The following is a 23,358-nucleotide window of genomic DNA, read 5'->3' on the forward strand; positions in this document are numbered from 1 at the left end:
GGGCCCTGTCTATTAAACTGAGATCCGGTTCGCATGCGCTGACCGGGCCGGATCAACACCGTTCACCGGTCGAAACCCGCTCGCCCAGGCTGCCTTAAAATCGCCAAGAACGAGACCGAAGCCCATGCCCCTACTGCGCGGTTTCCTGACGCTGATGATCTTCCTGCTGTTAGGTGAATCTCTTCGCTTCCTGCTCGCCTGGCCCATCAGTGGCGGTGTCGGCGGGATGCTGATACTGACCATTTGGCTGGTCGTCACTGGTCGGGTCAGTGATGAACTTGCAGCTGCCAGCCAGGGCCTGATTTCGGTCCTGATTGTGCTGATCATGCCGGGCGTCGTCGGCGTTTTCTTTCTGGGCGATCGGTTTGACGGGCAGTGGCTGGCAGTCGGGGTAGCGCTGGTGCTGGGGACCGCACTGAGCGTGCTTACAACCTTCCTGTTAATGATGCGTTTTACACCGAAAGACGGGCAGGACAGTCATGACTGAAGCGTCTGCCCTTTTTCACCGACTGCTCGATCACCTGCTCGAATCCCCCCTGCTGGCGGTGGTGCTCACCTTGCTCGCCTATAGCATAGGTATACGTGTGTTTCGGCGCCTGGGCTCGCCCGCCTGGTGCCCGCCGGTACTGGTCGCGGCCGTTGTGGTGGCGGTCATTCTGTGGTTGTTTTCGATCGAGTATGAGGATTACAGCCGCGGCTCGACCTGGCTGACCTGGCTGCTGGGGCCCGCGACCGTAGCGCTCGGCGTTCCCCTTTACCAGCAGTTTCATCACATCAGGGCACTCTGGCGGCCCATACTGCTGACGCTTCCACCTGCGGCAATACTCGCCGCCGTGTATGCCCTGGTGCTGGCTTCCTGGCTCGGCGCTTCGCCGGAGGTCATGGCATCGCTCGCGCCCAAATCGGTAACAACGCCGATAGCGGTGGGTATTACTGCGCAGATTGGCGGATCGCTCTCCCTGATGATGGGCGGCCTGCTGATCACCGGCGTGGTCGCCATCCTGTTCGTGGATCTGATAGCGCCCAGACTGGGCATCAGGGATGAACGCATCATAGGCCTGGTGCTCGGCATAAACGGTCACGCCATTGGTACGGTCAGGGCCTTCGAGATCAGCGCTACCGCAGGCGCGTTCTCATCCCTGGGCATGGGACTGACCGGGGTTTTTACCGCAGTTTGGCTGCCCATCGCCTGGCAGATGCTGGGCTTCGTTTAACTGCGGAAAGAACCCGACCCAACCATTGCGGGTGCATTCAGGCTCATGTCCGTGTTGAGGAAATAAGTAGCGAAGTCTTCAGCCAAGTGCAGATTACCGCGGTAATAGCGCCTGGCCTCCACCGCTATTTCGCTCACCTGCGGGCCACCGGCGCTCATCATCTGGTAGCGGGAACTGAAGTGGGTCAAGACCAGGTGGGGGAGCCCGACCGACTCGGCAAAGCGGGCCACCAGGGCTGCACTGCTATGCTGGGGCGCAGGCCCTACCCGGTCAGCGACCTCCTGGGTATAGGTAGCTTCGTGGACCAGCAGCTGTGCCTCGGCACAGGCTTCTCGTAGCAGATCCGGATTATCATTGTCACCACCGACTACCACTCTGCGGGGCCGTCGCCGGATGGCCGTGTACTCGTCGCTAAGGATCAGCCGTCCATCTTCCAGCGTGACGTTCTCACCCTTCTGTAACCGCCCCCATACTGGCCCGGCTTCCACGCCACTTTCCTCCAGCCGATCAGTCAGCAGCTGCTTCGGTACGTCGTTCTCGGTGAAGACATAGGCATAACAGGGCACCCGGTGGGAGAGAGGAACCGTCGTCACCCGCACAGCCTGATCCTCCCACCTGAAACCCAACGCCCCGACGTCGATAAACGCCAGCTCGTAGTCAAGCCTGGTGTCCGAGGCCAACAGGACCGCTTCAATCATGGTTTTGATTGGCCCGGGGGCGACGATATAGAGTTTCTCTTTGCGGCCCGCCATGGAAGCGCTCGCGAGCAGCCCCGGCAAGCCATAGCAATGGTCGCCGTGCACATGGGTTATGAATATTGCCCTTAACCGCACGAGCGAATGGCGGGTGCGCAGTATCTGGTGCTGGGTGCCCTCTCCGCAATCGATCAGATACCACCCGCGGGAGTTCCCATGCTGCAGCGCCAGCGCGGTCACATTCCTAACCTTGGTCGGGGTCCCGGCAGAAGTACCCAGAAAAGTGAGATCCACGAACTGTGCCCTTACGAAGCGATTTGCGTCTGATTCAGCCTTCCAGCCTACCGCTTTTAATGCCGGCAGGCAGCTGTGCCCCACCCTGGCTTGCCGAACACAAGGAAAATGATGCCTAAGCCACGCGCCCCGTCTTTTCCACGAACCGGTCAATCAGCTGATACAGTTCTTCGGCCATGCCCTCCAGCTCGGCACTGACAGACGCTGCAGTTCTGGATTCCTCGGTGGTTTCATCGGCCAGATGTGCAATGCGGGTGACCTGCTGGTTTATCTGCTCTGCGACCGCACTCTGTTGATCCACCGCTGAAGCCATCTGTACCGTTTGGGCAGCGAGTGACGCCATGGTATTGGCGATAGACTGCAGATTCCCTTCGGTTTCGCGAACATGCTCCAGGCTGTCCTGGGCGACATCCCGGCTGCTCTCCGCAGCGCCCAAGGCCTCATCCACCCGCTTACGGAAGTTGGCAATGATGTCGTGGATCTGCTTGGTCGCGGCCTGGGTACGGTTGGCCAATTGCCGGACCTCGTCTGCCACTACCGCAAAACCGCGACCTTCCTGCCCCGCGCGCGCGGCTTCAATGGCGGCGTTGAGGGCCAGCAGATTAGTCTGTTCAGCGATATCGCCGATCAGCCGGGTCGCCGAACCAATCTCTTCTGTCGCCTGACCCAGCCCGGCAACGACGGTACTGACGTCCTCGACACTGGTGGCGAGCCGCTCGATAGTCAATCGGCTCTTCGCGGACAGGCCTGCACTTGAACGTACCGCTCCGTTGGCCGCTTCAACGTCATCGGCGCTGCGACGCAGTGCCTCGTTAACCTCTTGAACCGAAGCGGCCATTTCGTTGATCGCAGACGCTGTCTGCTCAGTTTCACCCCGTTGCTCGGCTATTCTCTGGGCGCCGGACTGGGCCAGATGATGGCTGTGAGCGGCGCGGGATGTGAGTCGCTCAGCCAGGTCTTCGGTGCGGGTCATCGCCGTTCGCAGGCGTGCCTCTTCGCTACGGATCATCAGTTCCAGTTGGCGTTCACGTGGGCCGCCGTCGGAGTACATCCGACCGACCAGGTCGTCCTTGAAAGCATCGGGCCTGAGGCTTAGAAAATGGTCGAGAAGGCCTGCGTGTTTGCGGGCAGCCCACCCACAGGCTGCCAGCGTGCCCATGACCAAAACCGCCAGGGACAGAGCTTTCGGAGTATCCAACAGGCTCAGGCATGCGCCCAGTAAACCGAGGGCGACTAAGGGTGCGGCGGCACCGAGTCGGGACAATAGTCGGCGTTTCTGGTCCAGTCTGCCGTCTCCATTCAGTGCACGGTAGATCCGCTCAGCACGCTGAATCTGCTCAGGCGTAGCACTCACCCTTACAGATTCGTGCCCGACAATTTTGCCATTTTCAACAATGGGGGTTACGTAGGCGCTGACCCAGTAGAAATCTCCGTTTTTGGCGCGGTTTTTGACAACCCCCATCCATGGACGGCCAGCATTGAGGGTGTCCCACATGGCCTTGAATACAGACGCGGGAACATCGGGGTGGCGCACCAGATTATGGGCCTGCCCCTCAAGTTCTTCCCGGGAGTAGCCGCTGATGCGCATGAAGTCCTCGTTGACGTATCGAATGACGCCTTTGGCCGAGGTAGTTGAGATCAGTAGATCTTTGGCATTCACCGGAACTTCGCGCTGGGTAACAGGGCCAGTCTTACGCATGACTTACTCGTTTTCGGGAGCCGAGGCCGGCTCGTTCTGATAGGCAAATACTTCGGGCGCGCGATAGCACCAGGAACCCATATCGGAGGCTCACTTCAGCGCCAGCACAGGAGAGCTTCGGCTGCAGTGAACAGACTTGAACAGGGGTCCTGGAGTCGCGGGCCGTTGAATGATAGACCGTTATAGAAGCATTATGCGGCGCAAGCTAATCTTTTACTGTAACGGACTGTTAGCGAGAAGTTTTCCGGATCTTGTCCGGAATCGGCACCCGCGAGTGATCGCTTGAGAAAGCACGCGGCCGGCTGGAAATGGCTGGCGTAGGCATTAGCTGATACCGAGTACCAGCAGCTGGTCCCCCTCTGCGAGCGCCAGAGGCATGCTGCGATCAGGGTTGAGTTGTAAGCGCTGCCCGTCAGCATCAGGCACGCACCGGTAAACGCCCAGCCCGATCTCTCCCTGGCGGGCCGCCGCGTGCTCAAACGCCTGAAAGTCGGCGTCTTGATCGAGCGCGTAGCTCCCCTGGTCGCGGAACATGATTTCTGCGCCCCCCACGGTGAAGAGCTCATCGAAAACCACCCGAAACTCCCGCCGCAGAGCTACCTGGGCCAGAACGTGGCTGATAATCAGCGGACTGACCAGCATTTCACTCTGCTGGACGGTTAGCAGTGACTCGTTGTCGGGGTCGCAGAGTTCCATTATCAGCTGTGGCCGGGTCTTATTTTCAGCCGCGTCTCCCTCGACCAGGAAGCCTTCTGCCAATAGGTCGTCCAGCTGCAGGTAGCCCATCATGGTTCGGGCATCGGCTTCCTCACCTGACGCCAGCCGGTCGCTGCTCAGAAGCAGAATACTGTCGTAATGTTGCGGCTCCAGCCGTCTGAGCTCGGCAGCAATGCGGTAGTCGGCTTCAATGTGGCGGCACACCGCCGTGATTTCAGAGTCAGCGTATTCGCGAATTTCCTGGTCTCGCGTCATGGCCGGAATAACCGACACGATATCTACCTCAAACCGGCGCCGCGTGTAGCTGGAAAACTCTGACATCAAGGACGGAACCCGTGAGTTCCAGCCCAGTACCAGCACCCGGGATGCGCGCAGGCCTTTCAAAGGCGCGCTCGTCTCAAGCGCCCGGCGACTAACAGTGGGCCGGGGCTGAACCCGCAAATCGGGCTGTGTATCGGCATAAGTGCGCGCTATCAGGACCACGCAATCCTTTTTCTGTATCTGTGTTTTGGAATCCGCAAGCAGCATGGGTTTCCAGCCGCCTGACTCGGGTCGCAACAGCCCCATGACGATGGCTCGCGGACAACGGGAGGACAATGTCTGCAGGTCGGCGCCCGGCAGAATGTCTCCGGATCGCACATAGATGGCATTACCTTTTGATCCGGTCAAAAGCTCATTGAAGACCTCGGACAAGCCGGGATGCAGAATATTCTGGGTGAGCAGGCGGCTGATAGTGGCGTCGCCGGCGATCACCTCAACCGCGCCTGGGTATGCGCGCTCTACCACCGAGCGTTTGCGCATATCCTGGATCTCAGCCACAACCAAGGGCAGTGTCGCGGCATTCAGCCGCGCCTGCGCCGCAATCGAAAGTAACGCCTTGACGGTCTCCACGTCAGATGTCACCAGGCTGTCGGGACCCTGGGAGCTACTGGGCAGAATCACTGCTGCGGCGTCGAGGCAGGCTACCCGATGCAAGGCATCGGGCTGAATGGCGAGCCCGGAGCGCAACACCACCTGTTTTTCCTTGGCGCCAATGCCGGGCTCGGCCTTCAGCTCAAGTCGCTGGGATGCGGACGCTTTCTCGGACAACACCACAAGACGTAAACGCCGCGCATCGTTCCGTTCCAGAAACCGCCTGACCCGGCCGGTCGAACCCAACAGTTCTCGCAGCAGCGGCAGTGTCCGGCTATTCCAGCCCAGAACAACAATGTGGTGCTGGAACGCAACCGGCGTCAGTCCGCGCTCCAGCGCGTCCATGATCGCGATCAGTTTGCGGGTCATGATGGCGACCAGGGCACCCAGAAAGACAACATAGCCGCTGACAGTCAGAAGCGTAGAGACAAACCTTCGCCAGCTGCCCTCGTCGTCGCCCAGATAGCCAGGATCCGTGAGTCGCAGGAAGGCCCACCAGATCGCCGTGCCCAGGTCGTCAAAAGGTTCGCCGGTCGGTGCCACAAGGAGTCCGCCGACGACCGAGATCAAGCCGATGGCGACCATCACGACCAGCAGCTGGAAACCGGCGCCCTTGACGAACTGGCGTTCAATGGCGAACTTGACGCGATCCGGGAAACGCAGTGACATGTCTAGCCTCGCAACGTCGGGAATGAGCGCCACTGACCCGTTGGCCGGTTGCCCATGAAGGCGGCTAGAATGCCACATCTGGGACCGGATGCAACGGTCACACAGGCCCTCGGCGGACATCGAAACGTCATCTCTCTGTCGTATTGATGTCATGGGCGTACGACAGATTGGGGGTATGAAACTTCCAGACTTTCACGTGCCAGCCCCACAAAAACTTCAGCGACGGCATATCGCCATCGTCACCGAAACATTCGCACCAGACGTTAACGGCGTCGCCAACACCCTTGGTTACCTCTGCCACGGACTACTCTCTGCCGGACATACGGTAACCCTGGTTCGACCAGTGCCTACCGGGGACGTCTCACGCATCTTCGATGCGGGCGAACATGCGGACAGCTTTCAGGAAATCAGGGTGAGAGGCGTGCCGTTGCCCCGCTATCGCGAGCTTCAGATCGGCTGGCCCTCAGCTACGCTTTTGCGCACAAGCTGGGCACAGAGCCGCCCAGACCAGGTCTACGTCGCTACCCAGGGTCCCCTCGGCTGGTCCGCTCAGCGGGCCGCAAGAAAACTGGCAATACCCGTCTGCGCGGGCTTCCATACGAACTTCCAGACCTACAGCCGTTACTACGGCCTGGGCTTCATGCAGCGATTCATAACGCTCTACCTGCGGCTGTTCCACAATCGCGCCGCCCTAACCCTGGTGCCGACTCAACGTATGCAGGAGCACCTGTTGTCCCTGGGCATACCGCAAACCGCCGTGTGGAGCCGCGGTGTCGATTGTGGACAATTCAGCCCGGAGTCGCGCGACCCGACTTTACGGCAAGCCTGGGGCGTTGGAGAAGAAGAGCTCGCCGTTCTGTATGTGGGGCGCCTGGCCGCCGAGAAAAATCTGCGGCAGGTCAGCGCAACCTTTGACAGGCTGCTCGCCATTCACCCCAGGGCCCGCCTTGTGCTTGTCGGGGACGGCCCCCTAAGGGCGGGTTTGGCCCAGCGCTATCCCGATTACATATTTTGCGGCATGCAAACCGGCACCCGACTGGCCCAACATTATGCCAGCGGAGATCTGCTGCTCTTCCCCAGCAAAACCGACACCTTCGGCAATGTTGTCATCGAAGCCATGGCCAGCGGTCTACCGGTGGTCGCTTATGACGATGGTGCTGCGGCTGAACACATCGACGATAGCGTATCCGGGCTGACTGTCCCCCTGGACGACGATGAAGCTTTCACGCGAGCCGCGCTTCGTCTTGCCGATCGACCTTCCCTCCGCTCCCGCATGGGCAAAGCTGCACGACTTGAAGCATTGAGCCTGAGCTGGAACCGATTGGTGGAACAGTTCCTGGTTCTGATCCCAAACGCACCGCCAGAGGTTGCCGAAGATGCCGCCAGACAGAGCTACCCGCCTCTTTGAGTGGGTTGATCATCATGAGTATCAGGTCTGTAGCCGGATCAATCGTAGCCTGCGCTACCGCCCGCTGAGGAGCTACTTCTCGACTGTCAGCAAACTCGGAGACGGCTGGATCTGGTACCTGCTGATCCTGGGCATGCCGCTGGCTGATCCGCTCGACGGGGCCCTGGTCGCACTGCAGTGCACGCTAACCGGACTGTGCTGCACGCTCCTCTACAAACTTCTGAAACGGAGATTGAGCCGAGAGCGCCCTTTCATCTCCTTCCCGACGATTCACTGCGCCGTACCGCCACTGGACCGCTACAGCTTTCCCTCGGGGCATACCCTCCACGCAGTCTGCTTTTCGCTTGTCATCTATAGCAATTACCCTGCACTGGGCCTGGCCCTGATCCCCTTCACCCTGAGCGTGATGGCGTCACGTGTTGTGTTGGGCCTGCATTACCCAAGCGACGTCGCCGCCGGTGCCATCATCGGTGCCGCACTAGCGCTGGTTTCACAGCACAATTTACAGCCCTGGCTGCTTTCTGCACTGGTTTAGCGCAGATGCTGTGTGACCAGGCGCCACACAACCAGGCACCCTGTAATAACCTGTTGTTCAAGCGCACTGTTGACGCTTCAGCCTAGCCATTAATAAACCCGGTTAACTCAATTATCTCTGGCGGCAACAGATTCAGTCAGGCCAGCGGTTTAACTCTCTCTGCGCAGAGCCCGGATGTGCCAAGCTGCACGGCAGCACTATTATGGCCGGGCCTTGGAGCCGCCTTTCAGCCCTTCAGACATGGACGATGACCGGGCAGAGTTATAAGGCAGGATAAAGTAGAGGAGCCGCGCCGTGGTGCTGCCCGGGATAGTCAGGGACGAGCTGGAATGATGGGTAACTGCACAACGAAAAAGGCCGGGGCATTGCCCCGGCCTTGCTCCTGGATCAGCGCTCGCTAACTTGCACGGCGCTTGCCAGACATCACCAGTCCGGCCAGGCCGGCCAGCATCAGCCAGGCCGCGCCCGGCAGCGGCACAGAGGCAGCCTGACTGAGCATTTGCAAGGAATAGCCAAAAGGTCCTGTTCCATAGGCCAGGAAGTCCGGCACTTCGCCGCCGATTGCCAGCGTGAACATGCCCGAGGCAGGCAGGATGAAATCCAGGAGGTACTCATTACCCAGGGTAGACGACAGCGTCACCAGGCTGAACAGGTCCCAGTCGCTATCGTTACTGAAGAAGAACGGCTGGCTGAACGCGTCCGGTTCGCCCGTAAACAGTGAAAAAGCAACGTCGGTCGATTCGCTTTCCGCGATGAAGCTTACGCTTTCGCCGGCATTGCCCGAGAAAGACCAGAAGTCCACGTCGTTTCCGTTGGCCTGTGCCCAGCCGCTTTCAGTCTCCAACGAGCCGGTCTGAACCGCTCCGCTGTCGAGACTGCCGTTGTAGCTTATGGCGGCCGACCCTACGGCCGGGATCAATACCAGCGCAAGTACTGCAATCCACTTTGTCATTTCCGTTTCCTTTCCAGAATGGGGCGAGCGGCGGTTGCCGCTGCCATAATTGTCTTTAATGGTCGTGGTTCTGACTGGGGAACGGCGGTTAAAGCGAGCCGTTATCCCAGGGGCCGGTGATTGCGAAAGTGATCCCCGGGGTCTGGATATTGACGAACAGCCACTGGTTGTAGAATGTGGCACCACACCACTCCCTGCCGGTGTAATTGCCAATTAATCCGTTTTTCTCCCCGTTAAGCACCACATTGTTCTCGGCAAAAGGGAAAATCTGGCCATCGCGGGTCAGGCCGTGGAGCATCTGCTTGGGGCGACTGCCGTCTTCGCACAGAATGATGCCGCCGCGCGGGCTCACCGCAATATTGTCAGGCGAGTTGAGAACAGCGGCGCTGGGGCTTTCGAAGACCAGACGAAGCTTTTCACTGCGTGGCTCGTACTCGAAGATCTGGCCCTGGCCAGCGCTGCCTCCAGAGGTGGAAACGAAGTAAATGTAGCCGCCGTCGTACCAGCAACCCTCGCCCCTTGACAGGCGAGCGCCGCCCTGGGCCCAGCCCTGCTTGAAGACACCCAGCGAATTCGTCGTGCCAGGTTCGTGGGCCCTTTCCGGATCTTCGATATCGACCCAGTCCACGGTCCAGGTTGTGTCGTTGGCATAGCCGGCTGACAGGTTGACGTTGTCGCCCTCGAGCACGCGCAGCATCTGCAGCTTGCCGCCATTCTGGAGCTTGCCGTAGTCGTTCGGGATGAACCGATAGAAGCCAGAGGTGCCGCGGTCTTCTGTCTCGTAGACGATGCCAGTCGCAGGATCAACAGCGACGGCTTCATGCACGAAACGGCCCATGGCCTTCAGCGGCTCTGCTGAGGCGCGCCCGTAAGCCGGTACTTCGAATATCCAGCCGTGGGTCTTCGCTGCGTCGTTAGTCTCCGGCCCGGCTGTCGTTTCTTCGCATGTGAGCCAGCTGCCCCAGGGGGTCAGACCGCCGGCACAGTTGGTAGAAGTGCCCGAAAGTGAAGCGAACGATTCACCCCACTCACCACGATAGGTGTCGAAGGTCAGGTTGGTCGTGCCACCGATGGCGGTCGAGTCATAAGCCAGCCGCGACCATGCTGCCCCCTGGCCCCGTTTCTCGTGGTTGCGGATCATGGTCACTGTATTGCCTTTGGCCGCGACTACGCCCATACCATCGTGTGCACTAGGCGTTTGAGTTCCATCGGCCATCAGGTCGCCGGTCCAGCCGAAGGTTTTGTAGCGGAACCCTTCAGGCAGGCTGATGAGATAGAGTCCGGTAGACTCGTCCATGGCGGGCATCAGTGGGCCATAATCCGGACTGAAAGGCAGACTGGCCGCGCTTGCGGTACGGCCAATCAGGCCACCAAAGGCGAGGCCTGCGGCGCCCAGCACGCTGTTGCGCATGAGGCTGCGGCGACCGATCATAGCCGGCTCGTTTTTTTCGTTCGATGTTGAGCGTGAGTTTGGGGTGGTCGTGTCCATGTCTCTCTCCTAGGGATGGGCCAGGTTCGAAACGCCTGGCTGCCCTCAAGATAGGGCCATCCTGTTGCGAAGAGATTGCGTTAACTTGACGCTTTTATTGCGGCTTGGAGTCAGTGCTGGCTAATACCCTTAACCTCCTGCCTGACTCTCAGGAAACTGGCAAAGCGGGGGATCCCGTTACGGGTCTTGCCAAAGAATTTATAGGTCACCAGGCTACCCACGGGCGGCGGCGTGCGCCGCTGGGCGTCGGTAAAACCGGTTCCGAGCCGGAAACTCAGCCCTGCCGGGGTCTGCACCACCAGCGAGCCAAGCAGGCCGGCGTATTTGCCCTGCCCGGGCAAGTGCTCCAGCACGCGCGCTTCGGCATCGTCATGGGTTTTCACCTTCAGCAGGTCGTCCGTGCGTGCCGCCCGGTAGAGCGAATCGCCCCGGTGCAGCATGAGCCCTTCGCCGCCGCCGTCCACGACCGAATCGAGTTTGCTCTGCAGCTGCGCTCTCGTCGCAAGCCGAAACTGCCTGACCACTTCAATGTACGGCGACGGCGGCGTAGCCAGCAAGCGCCTGAGCGTGCCAAGCCGCTGATCAAAGTTGCCTCTCGCTTCCGGCATGTCGAAGACCATGAACCTGACCCTTTGCCAAAGCGCATCGTCCGGCTCCTGCTGACGCACCGCTCCCATAAGCTTCTCGAACGTGCCCCGCCCCATCCAGAGTTCACCATCCAGCGGGACTTCCGGGAAGCCAGAGCTGAACCAGGCCGGGGCATGAAACCTGTTACCCTGACGCGAGAGGAACTGTGCGCCGTCCCAGTAAGCACGCACGCCGTCCAGCTTTTCGCTGACCCAGTACGCCTCAAGGTCGTCCTGATCGGCATAAACATTAGCCAGCATGAGCCCCGGCGGTTGAGCTCTGGTTTGCGCCAACGGGGCAAACACAAGGCCGATCAGAAAAAAAATAACAAAAACCGGGGGTATCGACCGAAAGTGAGGCAGGTTTGCAGCCATGGTTGTCATCCTTGTTAACCGGGCCGCAAAGTATAGTTTACAAAGCTATTTATACAAGCATCACAGCGCCGTGAAACAATCTGCCCCTACTCGCTGACTCTGAGTTGTGGCGCGGACGCAAGCTCGCTGGCGATACGATGGGTAACGCATGGGTAACGCATGGGTGCGGTGCTGTTCGACCTCACACTCAGTCCAATAAGTAGAGTTCCTCCTTTCAAGCTCAGGCGGGGTATCCTATCCTCTGTGTCATGAAAGCCGTTCTTAAGGTCCTAGAGCAGGCGACGTTAGATTCAAGAAGGTGTGAACTATGGACGCAATTCCTATCCGGCCTGCTCTGCCCGAGTGCACAGGTTGTGATCGCTGCAGCCTGAGCAAGCTTTGCCTGCCGCTTGCCCTGAACACACCGGATATGCCGAAGCTGGAAGCCGTGGTGAAACGCGACGCACCCTATGAACGCGGCCGTAAGGTGTTTGAGCAGAACGGGGCTTTTTCGTCCTGTTACGTGGTCCGTAGCGGGGCTGTGAAAACCTCCATGGCGAGCGAGCGCGGCGACGAAAAAATTCTGGGATTCTACCTGCCAGGGGAAATATTCGGTCTCGATGGTGTACGCGGTAGCCACTCGTGTACAGCTGTTGCGCTCGAACGCTCGTCGATCTGCGAAATTCCCTTTCCGACACTTGAGGGGCTTGCCCGGGAGCTGCCGGACCTGCAGCATCACCTGTTCAAACTGATGAGCCGGGAGATTACCGGTGCTGAAGAGCTGGGCATGCTGCTGAGCAAGAACACGGCAGACGAGCGCATCGTTTCGCTCCTGCTGACGCTGTCGTCCCGTCACGCCCGCCGAAAGCTGTCACCCACCAGTTTCCGCCTGCCCATGCCAAGAGGCGACATTGCCAATTTCCTGGGCCTTGCGGTTGAGACTGTAAGTCGGGTCTTCACCCGCCTGCAAAAGCAGGAACTGATCAGACTCAATGGACGACAGGTAGAGCTGCTTGAGCTTACTGCACTCCAGAATCAGTTAAAACAGGCCGCCCGTCCGGATGAAGCCTGCCCCGGCTACGCCAACGCCAGTCGCTAGCGCCCCATTCGGCTGGTCCAGCTATCAGGAATGGCACTCAGAACTCGCAGGAACGGCACTCAGAACCCGCAGGAGTGGCCCTCAGAACCCGGGCAAGTCGCCAGCTCGCCAGCGTCCTAAGTGAGCCCTTAATCATTGGGGCTACGCGCTCCCTGGCGCGGGCGGGCGAAAACCTGGGTCCAGTAAGGATCATAGGGGCCGCCGCGATTGGCGGACCGCGCGGCGCCCATCTCCTCGAATCCGGGCTTCATGATGTTGCGACAGTGTCCCGGGCTCTGTAACCAGCCTTCGACCACCTGCCCGACCGTTTCCTGGCCCGCCGCTATGTTCTCGCCCACGGAGCGCCAGCTATATCCCGCCTTATCAACGCGGTCCGTTACCTGCTTTCCGTCCGGGCCGGTATGGCCAAAGAACGCCTGCTCGACCATAGCCTCAGTATGGGCCCGCGCAGCGGCCTCCAGACGACAGTTCCAGGTTAATGGTTGAGCCTCGTCGAATGACTCACCGCCGCATTGACGCGGCTGGGATCGTGCCTGGTTGACGCGATCGAGCATTTCCTGCTCCAGATCATCAAGGCTACAGGACCGGTTCGACTTACCGTCTACCGGCTGGGCCAGCGGCGCAGCCACTCCGAACATTAGCGCCCAGACCAGGCTGAACCGGAGCTTGCTTTTACGACTGCCTGGTCCGGAATTCAAAACAAGCCTCCCCTTGGCCCACAACCCGTCCAAGTTGATCAAGGACCGGTCATGCTCAATAGCGAATGCTTCCCATCATATACGTGTTGAGCAACGTGAAGCGTTTTGTTACCTCGTCGTCACCACCGCGGCAAACGTTCAGCCGAACGGCTCCATTTTCGACCTGCGGCCGGCCTTTTCGGCTACCGCTACATCGAGTGTTAAATATTTAGAAAAATAGGAAAAGCCGGCCCAGGGACCGGTGCAAGGTTCCGGATTCCGTCTACGCTTAGGCTTCCCCCTGGCCCATGGCCGACACCGGACTCGCACTATGTCTTCTCAACTCAGCATTGCTCAGCGTCTTGGCCTGGGCTTCGGGCTCATACTTGCCCTGATGATCCTGATTACAATCACCGGCATGGAGCGGGTTGGTTTCATTGACTCGACACTTACCAGCGTCAGTGAGGGGGCTGCCCTCAAGCAGCGCTACGCCATCAACTTTCGCGGCAGTGTGCACGACCGGGCAATAGCAATTCGCGATGCCGTTCTTGTTCGGGACACGGCTGCACTGGAACAGCACCTTGGCGATGTAAACCGGCTTGCGGCGTTCTACCGCGAGTCGGCCAAACCCATGGACGCCCTTTTTACCGCCGGTGATGCAGAGCCTGCAGAACGGGCGCTGCTGGACGAGATAAAGGCCACCGAGGCCCGCACACTGGCCCTGACAGACAGCCTGATCCGGCTCCGCAGAGCAGCCGACCTCGAATCCGCCCGTGAATTCCTGCTGGAGCAGGCTTCTCCCGCTTATTCCGAATGGCTCAGGAATATCAACGCGTTTATCGACTATCAGGAAGAGATCATTGCTTCAGATCTCGCTGCCGTTCGCGCGACCGCCAGTAACTTCGAATGGCTTATCCTCTCGGTGACACTGGTCGCCATTGTGCTTGCGATGATCATAGCGACCCTGATCATTCGCAACCTCAAGGCAATACTTGGGGCCGAGCCTCAGGAAGTTGCCGAGATTATCCGGGGTCTTGCCCGTGGCGAACTCAGCCATCGCATCACAACGCGCTTTCCCGACAGTGTAATGGGCGCTTTGAAGGAAACTCTCTGCCGCCTGACAGCGACGATCGCCGAGGTCCGTAGCTCGGCGGACGAACTGAGCCAGGCCTCAGCCCAGCTTCTTTCGACGTCGGCACGTAACAGCAACCAGATCCAGTTGCAGACCAGTGAAGCCGAACAGATGGCCACTGCCATCAATGAGATGGCGGCGACGGTCGGGGAAGTGGCCAGCTACGCCAGCGGCGCGGCCACAGCCGCCAAAAATGCGGACTCCGAGGTGGGGACAGGCTACCGGGTTGTGGAGGAAACAGTCAGTGCTATCCACAACCTCGCGGCGACACTGGAAAGCGCATCCGAGACGGTCCAGCAGGTCTCCGAGGATAGCGGCAGTATCGAGAAGATCATTGAAGTCATTAACGCCATCGCTGAGCAGACCAACCTGCTGGCACTTAATGCCGCGATTGAGGCAGCCCGCGCCGGCGGCCATGGCCGTGGTTTCGCTGTGGTGGCTGATGAAGTCAGGTCGCTGGCTACCCGGACTCAGGACTCAACCCGGGAAATTCAGGACATGATCGGCAAACTGCAGCAGGGCGCAGGGCAGGCTGCCAAAGTCATGCAGGACAGCCGCAAGCTGGCGCAGAAAACGGTTGATCAGACACAGTTGGCTGAAACAGCACTCGGCAAGATACGCACCGAGGTAGGTGCCATCAATGACATGAACGCCCAGATCGCCAGCGCCGCTGAGCAACAGAGCAGCGTTGCCGAAGAGGTTAACCAGAACATCAACCGGATTCATGAGGCCACGGTAGAAACTGCAGCCGGATCCGACCAAGTGGCTGAATCAAGCCGCAAACTTGCGCAGCTGGCTGACTCACTCACGACCAAGGTGAGTTTTTTCAAAAGCTGAGTGGCCCGCACGTCCACGTCTCACTTATTCGCGCGGCGTCAGGCCCTCGGCCAGGCTCTTTCGGTAGGCACGCCAGGCCGGAATCCAGGACACTACCAGGGCCGCTAGCGGAACCAGTGCGAGAAGGTACCATTCGGTCGGCGCCAGGGGTCGCAGCTCAAGATGCAACCCCAGGGTATCGCCCAGCACGGGCATGACAAAGGCCAGGCCAGAGAATCCGACAACCAAAGCCAGCGCGATGCTGCACAATGCGATCAGTAGGGCCTCACAGCTGAACAACAATGCCAGCAGTAACGGCGACGCACCGCAGGCGCGGAGTATCGCCATCTCCCGGGAGCGTTGGGCCTGAGCGGTTAGCAGCACTGCGACCATGCCCACCAGGCTGATCACCACTACGAAAGCAGTTATCGCCAACAGCGCTGCCTCGAACCCCGACAGCAATCGCCACAGCTCCGACAGCGCGACCCCGGGCAGGATCGCGCTCAACGGTTCCGGCGACCACTGATTCCATTTGCGCTGTAACTGAAAGGTTGCCACCTTCCGCTCGACCCCGACCAGCGCCGCGGTGATGGCTTTCGGCTCAAGATTCTGCTCCCGCGCCTGCGCTGCCGTTACCCGCCTGCCGGGCGCTGGAACGCCGCCCTGCCAGCCCAGGTGAATCGCCTCGATAGCTTCCAGGCTGACCAGCACGGCGTTATCCACCGGCGTGCCGGTTGGCGCAAGCACACCGACCACCTCGAACGGTTTGTCATCATGTTTTACGAAGCTGACGCTACCGGTACCGTGGGCCAGGACGATTTCTTGCCCATAGGCGTAGCCCAGCGCGTCCGCCACACTGGCGCCTATGACCGCTTCGAACAAATCGGAAAAAGGCTCGCCCTGATCGAAGGCTAGCATCTGACTCCGGCCATGCTGAAAGTACTGAAAAAAATCGGTTGTAGTGCCGATCACCCGGTAACCCCGGTGTGAGTCACCCAGTGAAAGCGGCACAGTCCATTCAACCGCCGGATCCGACGCGATAGCCTGGTAGGTAGGCCAACTGATGTTATTCGTCGGGTTGCCGATATGGAAGACGGAATAAAGCAACAGGTTGAGAGGCCCGCTGCGTGCGCCAACGATCAGGTCGGTGCCGGAAACCGTATTGACGAAAGACTGCTTGACCTCCGAACGCACGTACTGCACGCCGAGCAGCAGGCTGACACTCAGGGTTAAGGTAAGCACCACCAGGGAAAGCGTCCCACGCCGGTGCCATACGCTGGCAACCGTTAGCCTGAAAAGCGTTGCCGCCATCATACGCCCGCCTCCCGCCACTGCCCGATTTCAAGGCTGTGGGAAAAATGCCCGGAAAGGTCCCGGTCATGGCTGACGAACAGTACCGTGCTTTGGTGGTCACGGGCCTGTTGAATAAGCACTTCCACAAACCGGTCGCGGTTGTGGGCGTCGAGCGCCGAAGTAGGCTCATCCGCGAGAATAATTTCCGGTCCGCCGAGCAATGCCCGGGCCGCCGCGACTCTCTGTTGCTGACCAACGCTGAGTGCACCGACCGGAGCCCGCCAGCGGTTTTCTGGCAAACCCAGCGCGCGCAGTGCGTCGCATCCGGCAGCGTGAAGAGGAAGGGCGAGCTTTTCGCGCCGCAATCGTGAAAAACGGCAGGTCAGCAGCACATTCTCAAGGGCATTGAGATAGGGAACAAGGTTGAACTGCTGGAAAATGATGCCCATATGATCGGCCCGGAATCGGTCGCGCCGACGTCCGGCAAAAGACGAGACCTGGCTCCCCAGCATTGTGACGCTGCCCGCCTGGGGCTTTATCATGCCGGCCAGAAGCGCAAGCAAGGTACTTTTGCCACAACCGCTGGGACCGTGCAGAAAACAGTGTTCCCCCCGCTTAATGCTCAGTTCCGGAACGTGCCATCGGTCGGAACCTCCGGGCCATCCGAAGTACAGATCCTGAAGCTGCAATACCGGTTCAGGCAATGGCATAGGCCCGCCCCTGTTCGACCTGAGAGTCACATGCAGACCCATCGCGGGAACTCTCGCAACTTCGCCCGCTCTTACCCGCTGACTCTAACCTGAGGCCACCTGAAATTGGTGCGGACCTCGGGCCCTGCCATGCTGAACTGATACTCATCGCCGATCCTTCGTTCATGCGGGTTTGCTGCTATAGTCTTTGGCCTGGAACGGTCCATCAAGGAGAAATAAGTCATGTTCATCAGAGTGCTGGCCATCAGTACGCTGCTCTGCCTGCTCCCTGTGGCCGGGCTGGCGACCGAGTGGCAAGAGCTGGACTGGACCGAGCTGATGCCCCCGGAGGATCTGGCTCTCCTTGAAAACATGCCGGTCGCCGACCATGAGGGTAACGAGCCCGTTACGCTGCCTGAAGAAATAATGGAAGGGAACATCAGGCCTGAACTGGACGGAACACCTCTTCGCATTCCGGGCTTCATCGTGCCCCTGCAGGTCAATGATGATCAGAAGATCACCGAGTTCTTCCTGGTCCCCTACTTCGGTGCCTGCATCCATGTGCCGGCACCGCCGCCCAACCAGATTATCCATGTCACCTACGCGCCCGGCTACAATCCCGATGCGCTCTATCATCCGTTCTGGATACAGGGTGTACTTCACACTGACAAGGTCAGTAACGACGTTGCCGATGCCTCGTATGTCATGGACGCGGTTCTGGTCGAGCCCTATCAGGAAGCGTACTAGGCCGAGGCCACGCGCCCCGGCCTGGCCCCTATCGCTCAATCGAGCGTAAAGCTGCTGTTCTTCGGGCTCAACCGCTCCCCGCCCTGGGTAGTCTCCGTAACCCAGGCGACAGCCACTTCGGCGACGCCAGGAAAACGCAAAAACAGCGGAGTCTCAACCCCCGCGCCGCGGTCTGACCCGTTGCAGGTCAGCGCCTGGCTTACCGTGATTTCGCTGTGCCGGACGCCACCGCCAGAACGGTCTTCATGGTCTTCGTGATGGTTTTCGTCGTGCCGTTCTTCGTGTCCTTCTTCTTGCCGTTCTTCGTGCCCGGCTTCGTGTTGGTGTTCGTGTTCGTGTTCGTGTTCGTGTTCGTGTTCGTGTTCGTGTTCGTGTTCGTGTTCGTGTTCCTCAAGATGCGCCTTCTTTCCGTCGTCGTGGCGTGCACGCTCAATGGTCGAGCGCGCGCTGGCTTCGACGAGAGAGCAGCCGGCAATCGTGACGACGGGATTTGCTTCGAGCCAGGCCAGCGCCTGGTCAAGCTCGGCCCGTTGTGCCTCGCTCTTCGGCGCATGCTCGAAGCCGATAATGTTCATGGCCGGCGAAGTGAATACCAGCTCTACGGATTCCTGCTCAACCGCGAGTTCCAGGGTTGCACTGCCGTGTACGTGTGCGGGTAGCGACTGCTCGGCCACTGTGTTAGTAGCAAATGTAAGGCCGGGTACCAGCAGGCAGCCGATGATGAGACGGGGACAAAGGGGCATGACGCATCCTACTCAGGCTAGAGAATGTTATAACATAACACCTGTCGCCCGATTATCAAAAAGATGTGTTCCTGACGCGGCCTCAGCCGGGTTCCAGCCAGTGCCTCAGATAGGCGCTAGCCGCCATCGCGGCCTGATCAACCATCGGTTCAATAATACGTGCGTGGGTAAAGTACGAATGTTTCATGCACGCGAAAGCGATTTCTACCGCTATGGTGACGACGTCAGGATCCTGCGGCAACACGGCATCAGGGGCATACCGTGAGAATAGCGGGCGCAGCTGGTGACCGATATCCTGAATGGTGACTTCCTGGGAGAGGTAAGCCTCGCGGCTCATGGGACCGCCCAGGATCAGCATGCTGGCGACCGGATGGTCGTTATAGTAGTCCGCGGCCGCCCGAGTGACCGACCGCGCCATGTGTTCAAACTGCCCGTTCTGCGGCTCGGCCTCGTTAGTGAGCTCCAACTGGCCTATCACGTCAGCCACGGCCTTGAGATGGCGCTCCGAAATAGCCAGAAAAAGCGCGTACTTGCTGGGGAAAAACTGATAGATCGATGCCCTTGGCACCTTTGACAGCCGGGCCACTTCCGGAATCGAGGTGCGCTCAGGCCCGGTTTCCAGCAACAGCCTTTCCGCCGCCGCAACGACGCGTTCAACGCGATCCCTACTGCGATCCTGAACCGGTTTGCGTGTGACTCCCGCTGTATCCACTTTCACCTTCCCATCCGTATACGTTGACACTATATCCGACAAAAGTTAGATTACCAAAAATGACAAATGTCGGATTATTTCGCGCACAGGGAACTCAACAGAGCCGCGAGCCAGGTTCTCTCCACCAGCGGCGTCAGCACAAGAATAACCCTTAAATACAAAAACAATCACAGGAGCAAGTATGTCATTACCCACACGCGTGTGCGTCATCGGCGCCGGCCCCAGCGGTATAACGGCCGCAAAGAACTGTCTTGAAGCCGGACTTCCGGTCACGGTGTTCGAGAAAAACAACAAAGTCGGCGGCAACTGGGTGTTTAACGCCAGCACTGGCCACTCCAGCGTCTATGAGAATACCCATATCATCAGTTCGAGGGACTGGTCCGAGTACGAGGACTTTCCCATGCCCGATGACTACCCGGAATATCCCAACCACAAGCAGCTTCAGGCCTACTTCGAAAATTATGCCCGCCATTTCGGCGTCATCAATAAAATCCGGTTCGACACGACCGTCGACGAAGCGACCCGGGACGAAGCCGGCAACTGGCAGATCAGATATACGGGGCCTGACGGTGAGAGTCAGACCGAGACGTTCACTCACCTCATGGTCGCGAACGGGCACCACTGGAACCCGAAGTATCCCGAGTACCCGGGCAGTTTCAACGGTACCTTCATGCATTCCCATGACTTCAAAGGCGTGGATGACAGCTGGCGTGGCAAGCGCATTCTGGTAATAGGCGCCGGCAACTCGGCCTGTGACGTCTCTGTGGAATCAGCCCGGCTGGCGGATAAAGTCGCGCTGAGCATGCGCAGCCCCCAGTGGTTCCTGCCCAAGTTCATTTTCGGCATGCCCTCTGATGTTCTGGCCGCTCGCACGCCCTGGCTACCCTCCAAATTACGCCAGCGGATGCTGACCCTGCTTCTGAAAATGCTGCAGGGGGATTACGCCAAGTACGGGCTGCCTCGACCGACAAAGCCGGTTTTGAGCCACCACCCTTCGCTCAACTCGGACCTGCTCGATTTCATACGCCATGGGCGCGTCAAGCCACGCCCGGCCGTCAAGGCTCTCAAAGGCGACGTTGTCGAGTTCGTGGACGGCACGGAAGAGGCTTTTGATACCATTGTCGCCTGCACCGGGTTCTGGATCAGCTTTCCCTTTTTCGACAAAACCCTGATCGACTTCCAGCGCGCTGAACGCGTGCCGCTCTACCGCAAGATGATGCACGCGGATTATGAGAACCTCTATTTTATCGGTCTGTTCCAGCCGATCGGCTGTATCTGGCCTTTGGCCGACTACCAGGCAAAACTGGCCTGCAAGGACATTCTCGGCGACTATCAGCGGCCACTCGACATGCACGCAGCGATCGAGCACGAGGTTAACAACCCCCACCTCGCCTTCGACAAAGGGAGCCGTCACTCCACCCAGGTCGACTACCACCAGTTCAGAGCCGAACTGAAACGGGAGCTGAACACCACCGGTATCGAGATTGGCCGGCCGCCAGAGGGCCACAAGAGTCGCTACAAGCATTTCTGGCCGACCTCTGCAGGCAACCACACCACAGGGGCCTGAGGTCATGGGCCTGCCATCCCACCCTCCGGTCGTTCTGATTCATGGTATGTGGAGCCAACCCTGCGTCTGGGATGGCTGGCAACGTAACCTTGAAGATGCCGGCTATCAGTGCCATCGCCTGAGGCTTTTCGGCCATAGAGCCGATGCACACCCCAGCACGTTGGAACTTCTGGGCCGGTCAGGACTGCAGGACTATGTGGCTCAGGCCCGGGAACTGGTCGACTCTCTGCCGAGAGAGCCGGTGCTCATCGGCCATTCCCTTGGCGGACTGATCGCTCAACAATTGGCGACTCAAGTCTCCCTCGCGGCGGTGGTACTGGTCTGCACCGCTGCCCCTGCAGCCGTGTTCCCTCTGAGACTGACGCGGTAGGTGGTTGTGCAGTGATTGCCTCAATAGGTGTATGTCGGCCTGCCCCGTGACGGGCCATAGTGATCTGGCCCGATGTGGGCAGGCACTTCGTTTGTCATTGCCGAAGCAAGCCCCGGCCTTTATCCCGTAACCTGGCATCCGGCAGAGTCAGCGCAGGCCGCCCCGCAAAAAAGCCCCGCCGCGCCGCCAGCAGTTGCATGCAACCGCCAACAGCACCTACGGGGCTCTATCATCTTGATGACTAAGCAGCCTCCTGGATTACTGAGCCTGCTTCAGGTCTCCGACTACGTTGTAGTTCTCGGGAGACACTTCAGTGTAGTTCTGCTCGTTGTAATCAGACTGCTTCATTTCACTTGGGGTTTTGGAGGTCTGCCACACCAGTTGACCCTGGTTCATCGTCAGCTCTTCCAGCGGCACCAGGACCTTGCTGCTGCCGAACCCGAGTATGCCGCCCGAGGTCAGGACCACAGCCGGCGTGTTGCCGTCTTTTTCAAGAACGATCAGGTCAACCTTACCGAGATTTTCACCGTTCCTGTTCTGGACATTCCTGCCGTCCAGTTCCTCTACCGGCAGATTATCCAGGTCCTCAGCCTGCGCGCGGGACTCTTGCTGCTCGCGGCTCGACATGCCCGCAGCAGTAGCTGGCAGCTGGTTCACATCCTCCTCGTCGGCCCGCTGGCTGTCATTCCGGGCCTGCTGTTGTTCACGCTGAATCTCAACATCGGCCTGGTCGGTAGACTGCACGTTAACGTTGGCGTCGCTGCTGCCCACCTGCACTTCGGGCTCGGCCTGCTGGACCTCTACCTGGGCTTTATCAGCCTGGTTGACGTCAACATTGGCCTGCTGGGATTCTTCAGTCATGGACACCTGCGGTTTAGCCGGTACGACCGCCACCTCCGGGTCTGACTGTTGGACGTTAACCTTCGGCTCCTGCTGGCTAACCTCGACATCAGGCCGGCGCTGTTCAACCTCAACCTGCGGCTTGGCTTTTTTGACATTAACATCCGGTTTGCGCTGGACGACTTCCACCTCCGGCTTGGGCACGGTGACCTGAACCTTCGGCTCAGGCTGGGTAACTTTGATCTTCGGTTGTTTCTGATCAACCGTCACCTGCGGGTCGGACGGGTCTACTCTGACCTTTGGCGATTTCTGATCCACCGCTACCTCAGGCTGTCGCTGTTGCACCTGAACCTGCGCCGGATCCGTGTCCACTTTCACTTTGGGCTGCTGCGACTGCACAACAACCTCCTGCTCGCCGTCGATCTCCTGGCCACGGTTGTCCTGGGTGTTCTGGTTCTGGCCCGCCTGCGCGGTTTGCGAGCCCGAGCTGCCATTGCCGACATTGGCCAGAAACACCTGGTACTCAAGCGGCCCCAAGCCCGCGTCATTATTCTGGTCGAATTCCTGCATGATCCGATCCTGGTCCCAGTCCTGCCCCAGGTCAGCAGACTCCAGCCGCGGCTTAAGCTCGTCCCACTGGAGGATCTGGTCGCCGTTTTTATCGAGCTGGCGATGTTCAACCGCCGGTCCCTGCTCCAGTTGCGTTCCTGCTGATGAGTTGGACTGGGCCACCGCAGCGGGCACCAGCAAAAAGGCGCTCACCGCTCCCGCGGTTAATTGGAGCCCGAATTTTCTGATCCGATTACGTTCCATGCTCATAAAATCTCCCTTTTTAGCCTTTTTCTGTTCTGCATGAAGAGCTTTCTCAAGGAAAGGTCCCCGACTGGCGGCAACAGTAAAAAGTGTTAGCAGAACGAAAGGTCTTTCTGCCGCCAGAACTACCTAACATTTTCTATGCCAGCCGCCATTAATCGCGCCAGGCGGGCCTCGAAAGCAGACCGTGGGCTCTACTTGCAGGTATAACCGGCAATAGCTACAGCCAGAGTGCGTAAAATTTATAGGCGAGCTGAACGGAACGGCATTGCTGGAAGCTTCGGCCGGCGCCGCCG

At 59.3% G+C, this 23,358-nt stretch carries 21 protein-coding genes; 9 read left to right on the forward strand and 12 right to left on the reverse strand.

What is annotated here, in order from left to right:
- Positions 1-124: 124 nt before the first annotated feature.
- The gene (locus soil367_RS14275; RefSeq protein ID WP_136549731.1) at positions 125-487 is read left to right on the forward strand and encodes a CidA/LrgA family protein; all 363 of its coding nucleotides are present in this window, start codon (positions 125-127) and stop codon (positions 485-487) included.
- Positions 480-1,214 carry an LrgB family protein gene (locus tag soil367_RS14280; RefSeq protein ID WP_136549732.1) on the forward strand — a complete coding sequence of 245 codons (735 nt, stop codon included), beginning with the start codon at positions 480-482 and terminating at the stop codon, positions 1,212-1,214. The genes soil367_RS14275 and soil367_RS14280 overlap by 8 nt, the downstream gene beginning before the upstream one ends.
- Here the strand turns inward: soil367_RS14280 and soil367_RS14285 are convergent.
- From soil367_RS14285 to soil367_RS14295, 3 genes are all read right to left on the reverse strand, one after another.
- A complete protein-coding gene (locus soil367_RS14285) occupies positions 1,211-2,203 on the reverse strand; it encodes a ribonuclease Z (protein ID WP_136549733.1) in 993 nt (330 codons plus the stop codon). The two genes, soil367_RS14280 and soil367_RS14285, sit on opposite strands and share 4 nt — an antisense overlap.
- A gap of 115 nt (positions 2,204-2,318) precedes the next feature.
- The gene (locus soil367_RS14290; RefSeq protein ID WP_136549734.1) at positions 2,319-3,902 is read right to left on the reverse strand and encodes a methyl-accepting chemotaxis protein; all 1,584 of its coding nucleotides are present in this window, start codon (positions 3,900-3,902) and stop codon (positions 2,319-2,321) included.
- 324 nt (positions 3,903-4,226) lie between these two features.
- A complete protein-coding gene (locus tag soil367_RS14295) occupies positions 4,227-6,200 on the reverse strand; it encodes a CASTOR/POLLUX-related putative ion channel (protein ID WP_136549735.1) in 1,974 nt (657 codons plus the stop codon).
- A gap of 175 nt (positions 6,201-6,375) precedes the next feature.
- Here soil367_RS14295 and soil367_RS14300 point away from each other — a divergent pair, with 175 nt between their 5' ends.
- Complete coding sequence (locus tag soil367_RS14300; protein WP_136549736.1) at positions 6,376-7,608, forward strand: glycosyltransferase family 4 protein; 1,233 nt, start codon at positions 6,376-6,378, stop codon at positions 7,606-7,608.
- Positions 7,577-8,143 carry a phosphatase PAP2 family protein gene (locus tag soil367_RS14305; RefSeq protein ID WP_136549737.1) on the forward strand — a complete coding sequence of 189 codons (567 nt, stop codon included), beginning with the start codon at positions 7,577-7,579 and terminating at the stop codon, positions 8,141-8,143. Before soil367_RS14300 ends, soil367_RS14305 begins: the two co-directional genes overlap by 32 nt.
- 397 nt (positions 8,144-8,540) lie before the next feature.
- Here soil367_RS14305 and soil367_RS14310 read toward each other — a convergent pair whose 3' ends face one another.
- The 3 genes from soil367_RS14310 to soil367_RS14320 all read right to left on the reverse strand — a co-directional run bounded on the left by soil367_RS14310 (position 8,541) and on the right by soil367_RS14320 (position 11,585).
- Positions 8,541-9,095, reverse strand: coding sequence for a VPLPA-CTERM sorting domain-containing protein (locus soil367_RS14310; RefSeq protein ID WP_136549738.1), 555 nt, complete (start codon positions 9,093-9,095; stop codon positions 8,541-8,543).
- A gap of 88 nt (positions 9,096-9,183) precedes the next feature.
- Positions 9,184-10,584 (reverse strand): PhoX family protein, encoded by a 1,401-nt coding sequence (locus soil367_RS14315; RefSeq protein ID WP_136549739.1) that lies wholly within the window; start codon positions 10,582-10,584, stop codon positions 9,184-9,186.
- A gap of 110 nt (positions 10,585-10,694) precedes the next feature.
- The gene (locus tag soil367_RS14320; protein ID WP_136549740.1) at positions 10,695-11,585 is read right to left on the reverse strand and encodes a DNA ligase; all 891 of its coding nucleotides are present in this window, start codon (positions 11,583-11,585) and stop codon (positions 10,695-10,697) included.
- A gap of 307 nt (positions 11,586-11,892) precedes the next feature.
- Between soil367_RS14320 and soil367_RS14325 the strand changes: the two genes are divergently transcribed.
- Positions 11,893-12,663 carry a helix-turn-helix domain-containing protein gene (locus tag soil367_RS14325; RefSeq protein ID WP_136549741.1) on the forward strand — a complete coding sequence of 257 codons (771 nt, stop codon included), beginning with the start codon at positions 11,893-11,895 and terminating at the stop codon, positions 12,661-12,663.
- 128 nt (positions 12,664-12,791) lie between these two features.
- Here soil367_RS14325 and soil367_RS14330 read toward each other — a convergent pair whose 3' ends face one another.
- The gene (locus tag soil367_RS14330; protein ID WP_246065324.1) at positions 12,792-13,361 is read right to left on the reverse strand and encodes a CAP domain-containing protein; all 570 of its coding nucleotides are present in this window, start codon (positions 13,359-13,361) and stop codon (positions 12,792-12,794) included.
- Positions 13,362-13,671: 310 nt separating this feature from the next.
- On the opposite strand from soil367_RS14330, the gene soil367_RS14335 reads away from it, so the two are divergent.
- On the forward strand, positions 13,672-15,309 hold the full coding sequence (locus soil367_RS14335; protein ID WP_136549742.1) for a methyl-accepting chemotaxis protein: 1,638 nt from the start codon (positions 13,672-13,674) through the stop codon (positions 15,307-15,309).
- Positions 15,310-15,333: 24 nt separating this feature from the next.
- Here soil367_RS14335 and soil367_RS14340 read toward each other — a convergent pair whose 3' ends face one another.
- Together soil367_RS14340 and soil367_RS14345 are read right to left on the reverse strand one after the other, a co-directional pair.
- Positions 15,334-16,602 carry an ABC transporter permease gene (locus tag soil367_RS14340; RefSeq protein ID WP_136549743.1) on the reverse strand — a complete coding sequence of 423 codons (1,269 nt, stop codon included), beginning with the start codon at positions 16,600-16,602 and terminating at the stop codon, positions 15,334-15,336.
- Positions 16,599-17,291: an ABC transporter ATP-binding protein gene (locus soil367_RS14345; RefSeq protein WP_246065325.1), complete on the reverse strand. Its 693-nt coding sequence runs from the start codon at positions 17,289-17,291 to the stop codon at positions 16,599-16,601. The genes soil367_RS14340 and soil367_RS14345 overlap by 4 nt, the downstream gene beginning before the upstream one ends.
- Before the next feature lie 222 nt (positions 17,292-17,513).
- Here soil367_RS14345 and soil367_RS14350 point away from each other — a divergent pair, with 222 nt between their 5' ends.
- The gene (locus tag soil367_RS14350) at positions 17,514-18,017 is read left to right on the forward strand and encodes a DUF3299 domain-containing protein (RefSeq protein WP_136549745.1); all 504 of its coding nucleotides are present in this window, start codon (positions 17,514-17,516) and stop codon (positions 18,015-18,017) included.
- Positions 18,018-18,052: 35 nt separating this feature from the next.
- On the opposite strand, the gene soil367_RS14355 is transcribed toward soil367_RS14350, so the two are convergent.
- The gene (locus tag soil367_RS14355) at positions 18,053-18,760 is read right to left on the reverse strand and encodes a ZrgA family zinc uptake protein (RefSeq protein ID WP_136549746.1); all 708 of its coding nucleotides are present in this window, start codon (positions 18,758-18,760) and stop codon (positions 18,053-18,055) included.
- Positions 18,761-18,842: 82 nt separating this feature from the next.
- On the reverse strand, positions 18,843-19,478 hold the full coding sequence (locus tag soil367_RS14360; protein WP_172962356.1) for a TetR/AcrR family transcriptional regulator: 636 nt from the start codon (positions 19,476-19,478) through the stop codon (positions 18,843-18,845).
- A 175-nt stretch (positions 19,479-19,653) separates the two neighbouring features.
- On the opposite strand from soil367_RS14360, the gene soil367_RS14365 reads away from it, so the two are divergent.
- Together soil367_RS14365 and soil367_RS14370 are read left to right on the forward strand one after the other, a co-directional pair.
- Entirely contained in the window at positions 19,654-21,039 is a 1,386-nt protein-coding gene (locus tag soil367_RS14365) for a flavin-containing monooxygenase (protein ID WP_136549748.1), read from the forward strand.
- Positions 21,040-21,043: 4 nt separating this feature from the next.
- Positions 21,044-21,409, forward strand: a complete 366-nt coding sequence (locus tag soil367_RS14370) for an alpha/beta hydrolase (RefSeq protein WP_136549749.1) — start codon at positions 21,044-21,046, stop codon at positions 21,407-21,409.
- 258 nt (positions 21,410-21,667) lie between these two features.
- On the opposite strand, the gene soil367_RS14375 is transcribed toward soil367_RS14370, so the two are convergent.
- The gene (locus tag soil367_RS14375; protein ID WP_136549750.1) at positions 21,668-23,068 is read right to left on the reverse strand and encodes a PRC-barrel domain-containing protein; all 1,401 of its coding nucleotides are present in this window, start codon (positions 23,066-23,068) and stop codon (positions 21,668-21,670) included.
- Between the last annotated feature and the right edge of the window lie 290 nt (positions 23,069-23,358).

It is taken from the genome of Hydrocarboniclastica marina, from assembly GCF_004851605.1.
Classification (GTDB): domain Bacteria; phylum Pseudomonadota; class Gammaproteobacteria; order Pseudomonadales; family Oleiphilaceae; genus Hydrocarboniclastica; species Hydrocarboniclastica marina.

Coding starts and splice junctions, on each gene's coding strand:
- soil367_RS14275 (WP_136549731.1), top strand. CDS start 125: ATGCCCCTACTGCGCGGTTTCCTGACGCTGATGATCTTCCTGCTGTTA.
- soil367_RS14375 (WP_136549750.1), bottom strand. CDS start 23,068: ATGAGCATGGAACGTAATCGGATCAGAAAATTCGGGCTCCAATTAACC.
- soil367_RS14350 (WP_136549745.1), top strand. CDS start 17,514: ATGTTCATCAGAGTGCTGGCCATCAGTACGCTGCTCTGCCTGCTCCCT.
- soil367_RS14310 (WP_136549738.1), bottom strand. CDS start 9,095: ATGACAAAGTGGATTGCAGTACTTGCGCTGGTATTGATCCCGGCCGTA.
- soil367_RS14370 (WP_136549749.1), top strand. CDS start 21,044: ATGGGCCTGCCATCCCACCCTCCGGTCGTTCTGATTCATGGTATGTGG.
- soil367_RS14305 (WP_136549737.1), top strand. CDS start 7,577: ATGCCGCCAGACAGAGCTACCCGCCTCTTTGAGTGGGTTGATCATCAT.
- soil367_RS14290 (WP_136549734.1), bottom strand. CDS start 3,902: ATGCGTAAGACTGGCCCTGTTACCCAGCGCGAAGTTCCGGTGAATGCC.
- soil367_RS14335 (WP_136549742.1), top strand. CDS start 13,672: ATGTCTTCTCAACTCAGCATTGCTCAGCGTCTTGGCCTGGGCTTCGGG.
- soil367_RS14320 (WP_136549740.1), bottom strand. CDS start 11,585: ATGGCTGCAAACCTGCCTCACTTTCGGTCGATACCCCCGGTTTTTGTT.
- soil367_RS14355 (WP_136549746.1), bottom strand. CDS start 18,760: ATGCCCCTTTGTCCCCGTCTCATCATCGGCTGCCTGCTGGTACCCGGC.
- soil367_RS14365 (WP_136549748.1), top strand. CDS start 19,654: ATGTCATTACCCACACGCGTGTGCGTCATCGGCGCCGGCCCCAGCGGT.
- soil367_RS14295 (WP_136549735.1), bottom strand. CDS start 6,200: ATGTCACTGCGTTTCCCGGATCGCGTCAAGTTCGCCATTGAACGCCAG.
- soil367_RS14280 (WP_136549732.1), top strand. CDS start 480: ATGACTGAAGCGTCTGCCCTTTTTCACCGACTGCTCGATCACCTGCTC.
- soil367_RS14340 (WP_136549743.1), bottom strand. CDS start 16,602: ATGATGGCGGCAACGCTTTTCAGGCTAACGGTTGCCAGCGTATGGCAC.
- soil367_RS14345 (WP_246065325.1), bottom strand. CDS start 17,291: ATGCCATTGCCTGAACCGGTATTGCAGCTTCAGGATCTGTACTTCGGA.
- soil367_RS14315 (WP_136549739.1), bottom strand. CDS start 10,584: ATGGACACGACCACCCCAAACTCACGCTCAACATCGAACGAAAAAAAC.
- soil367_RS14325 (WP_136549741.1), top strand. CDS start 11,893: ATGGACGCAATTCCTATCCGGCCTGCTCTGCCCGAGTGCACAGGTTGT.
- soil367_RS14300 (WP_136549736.1), top strand. CDS start 6,376: ATGAAACTTCCAGACTTTCACGTGCCAGCCCCACAAAAACTTCAGCGA.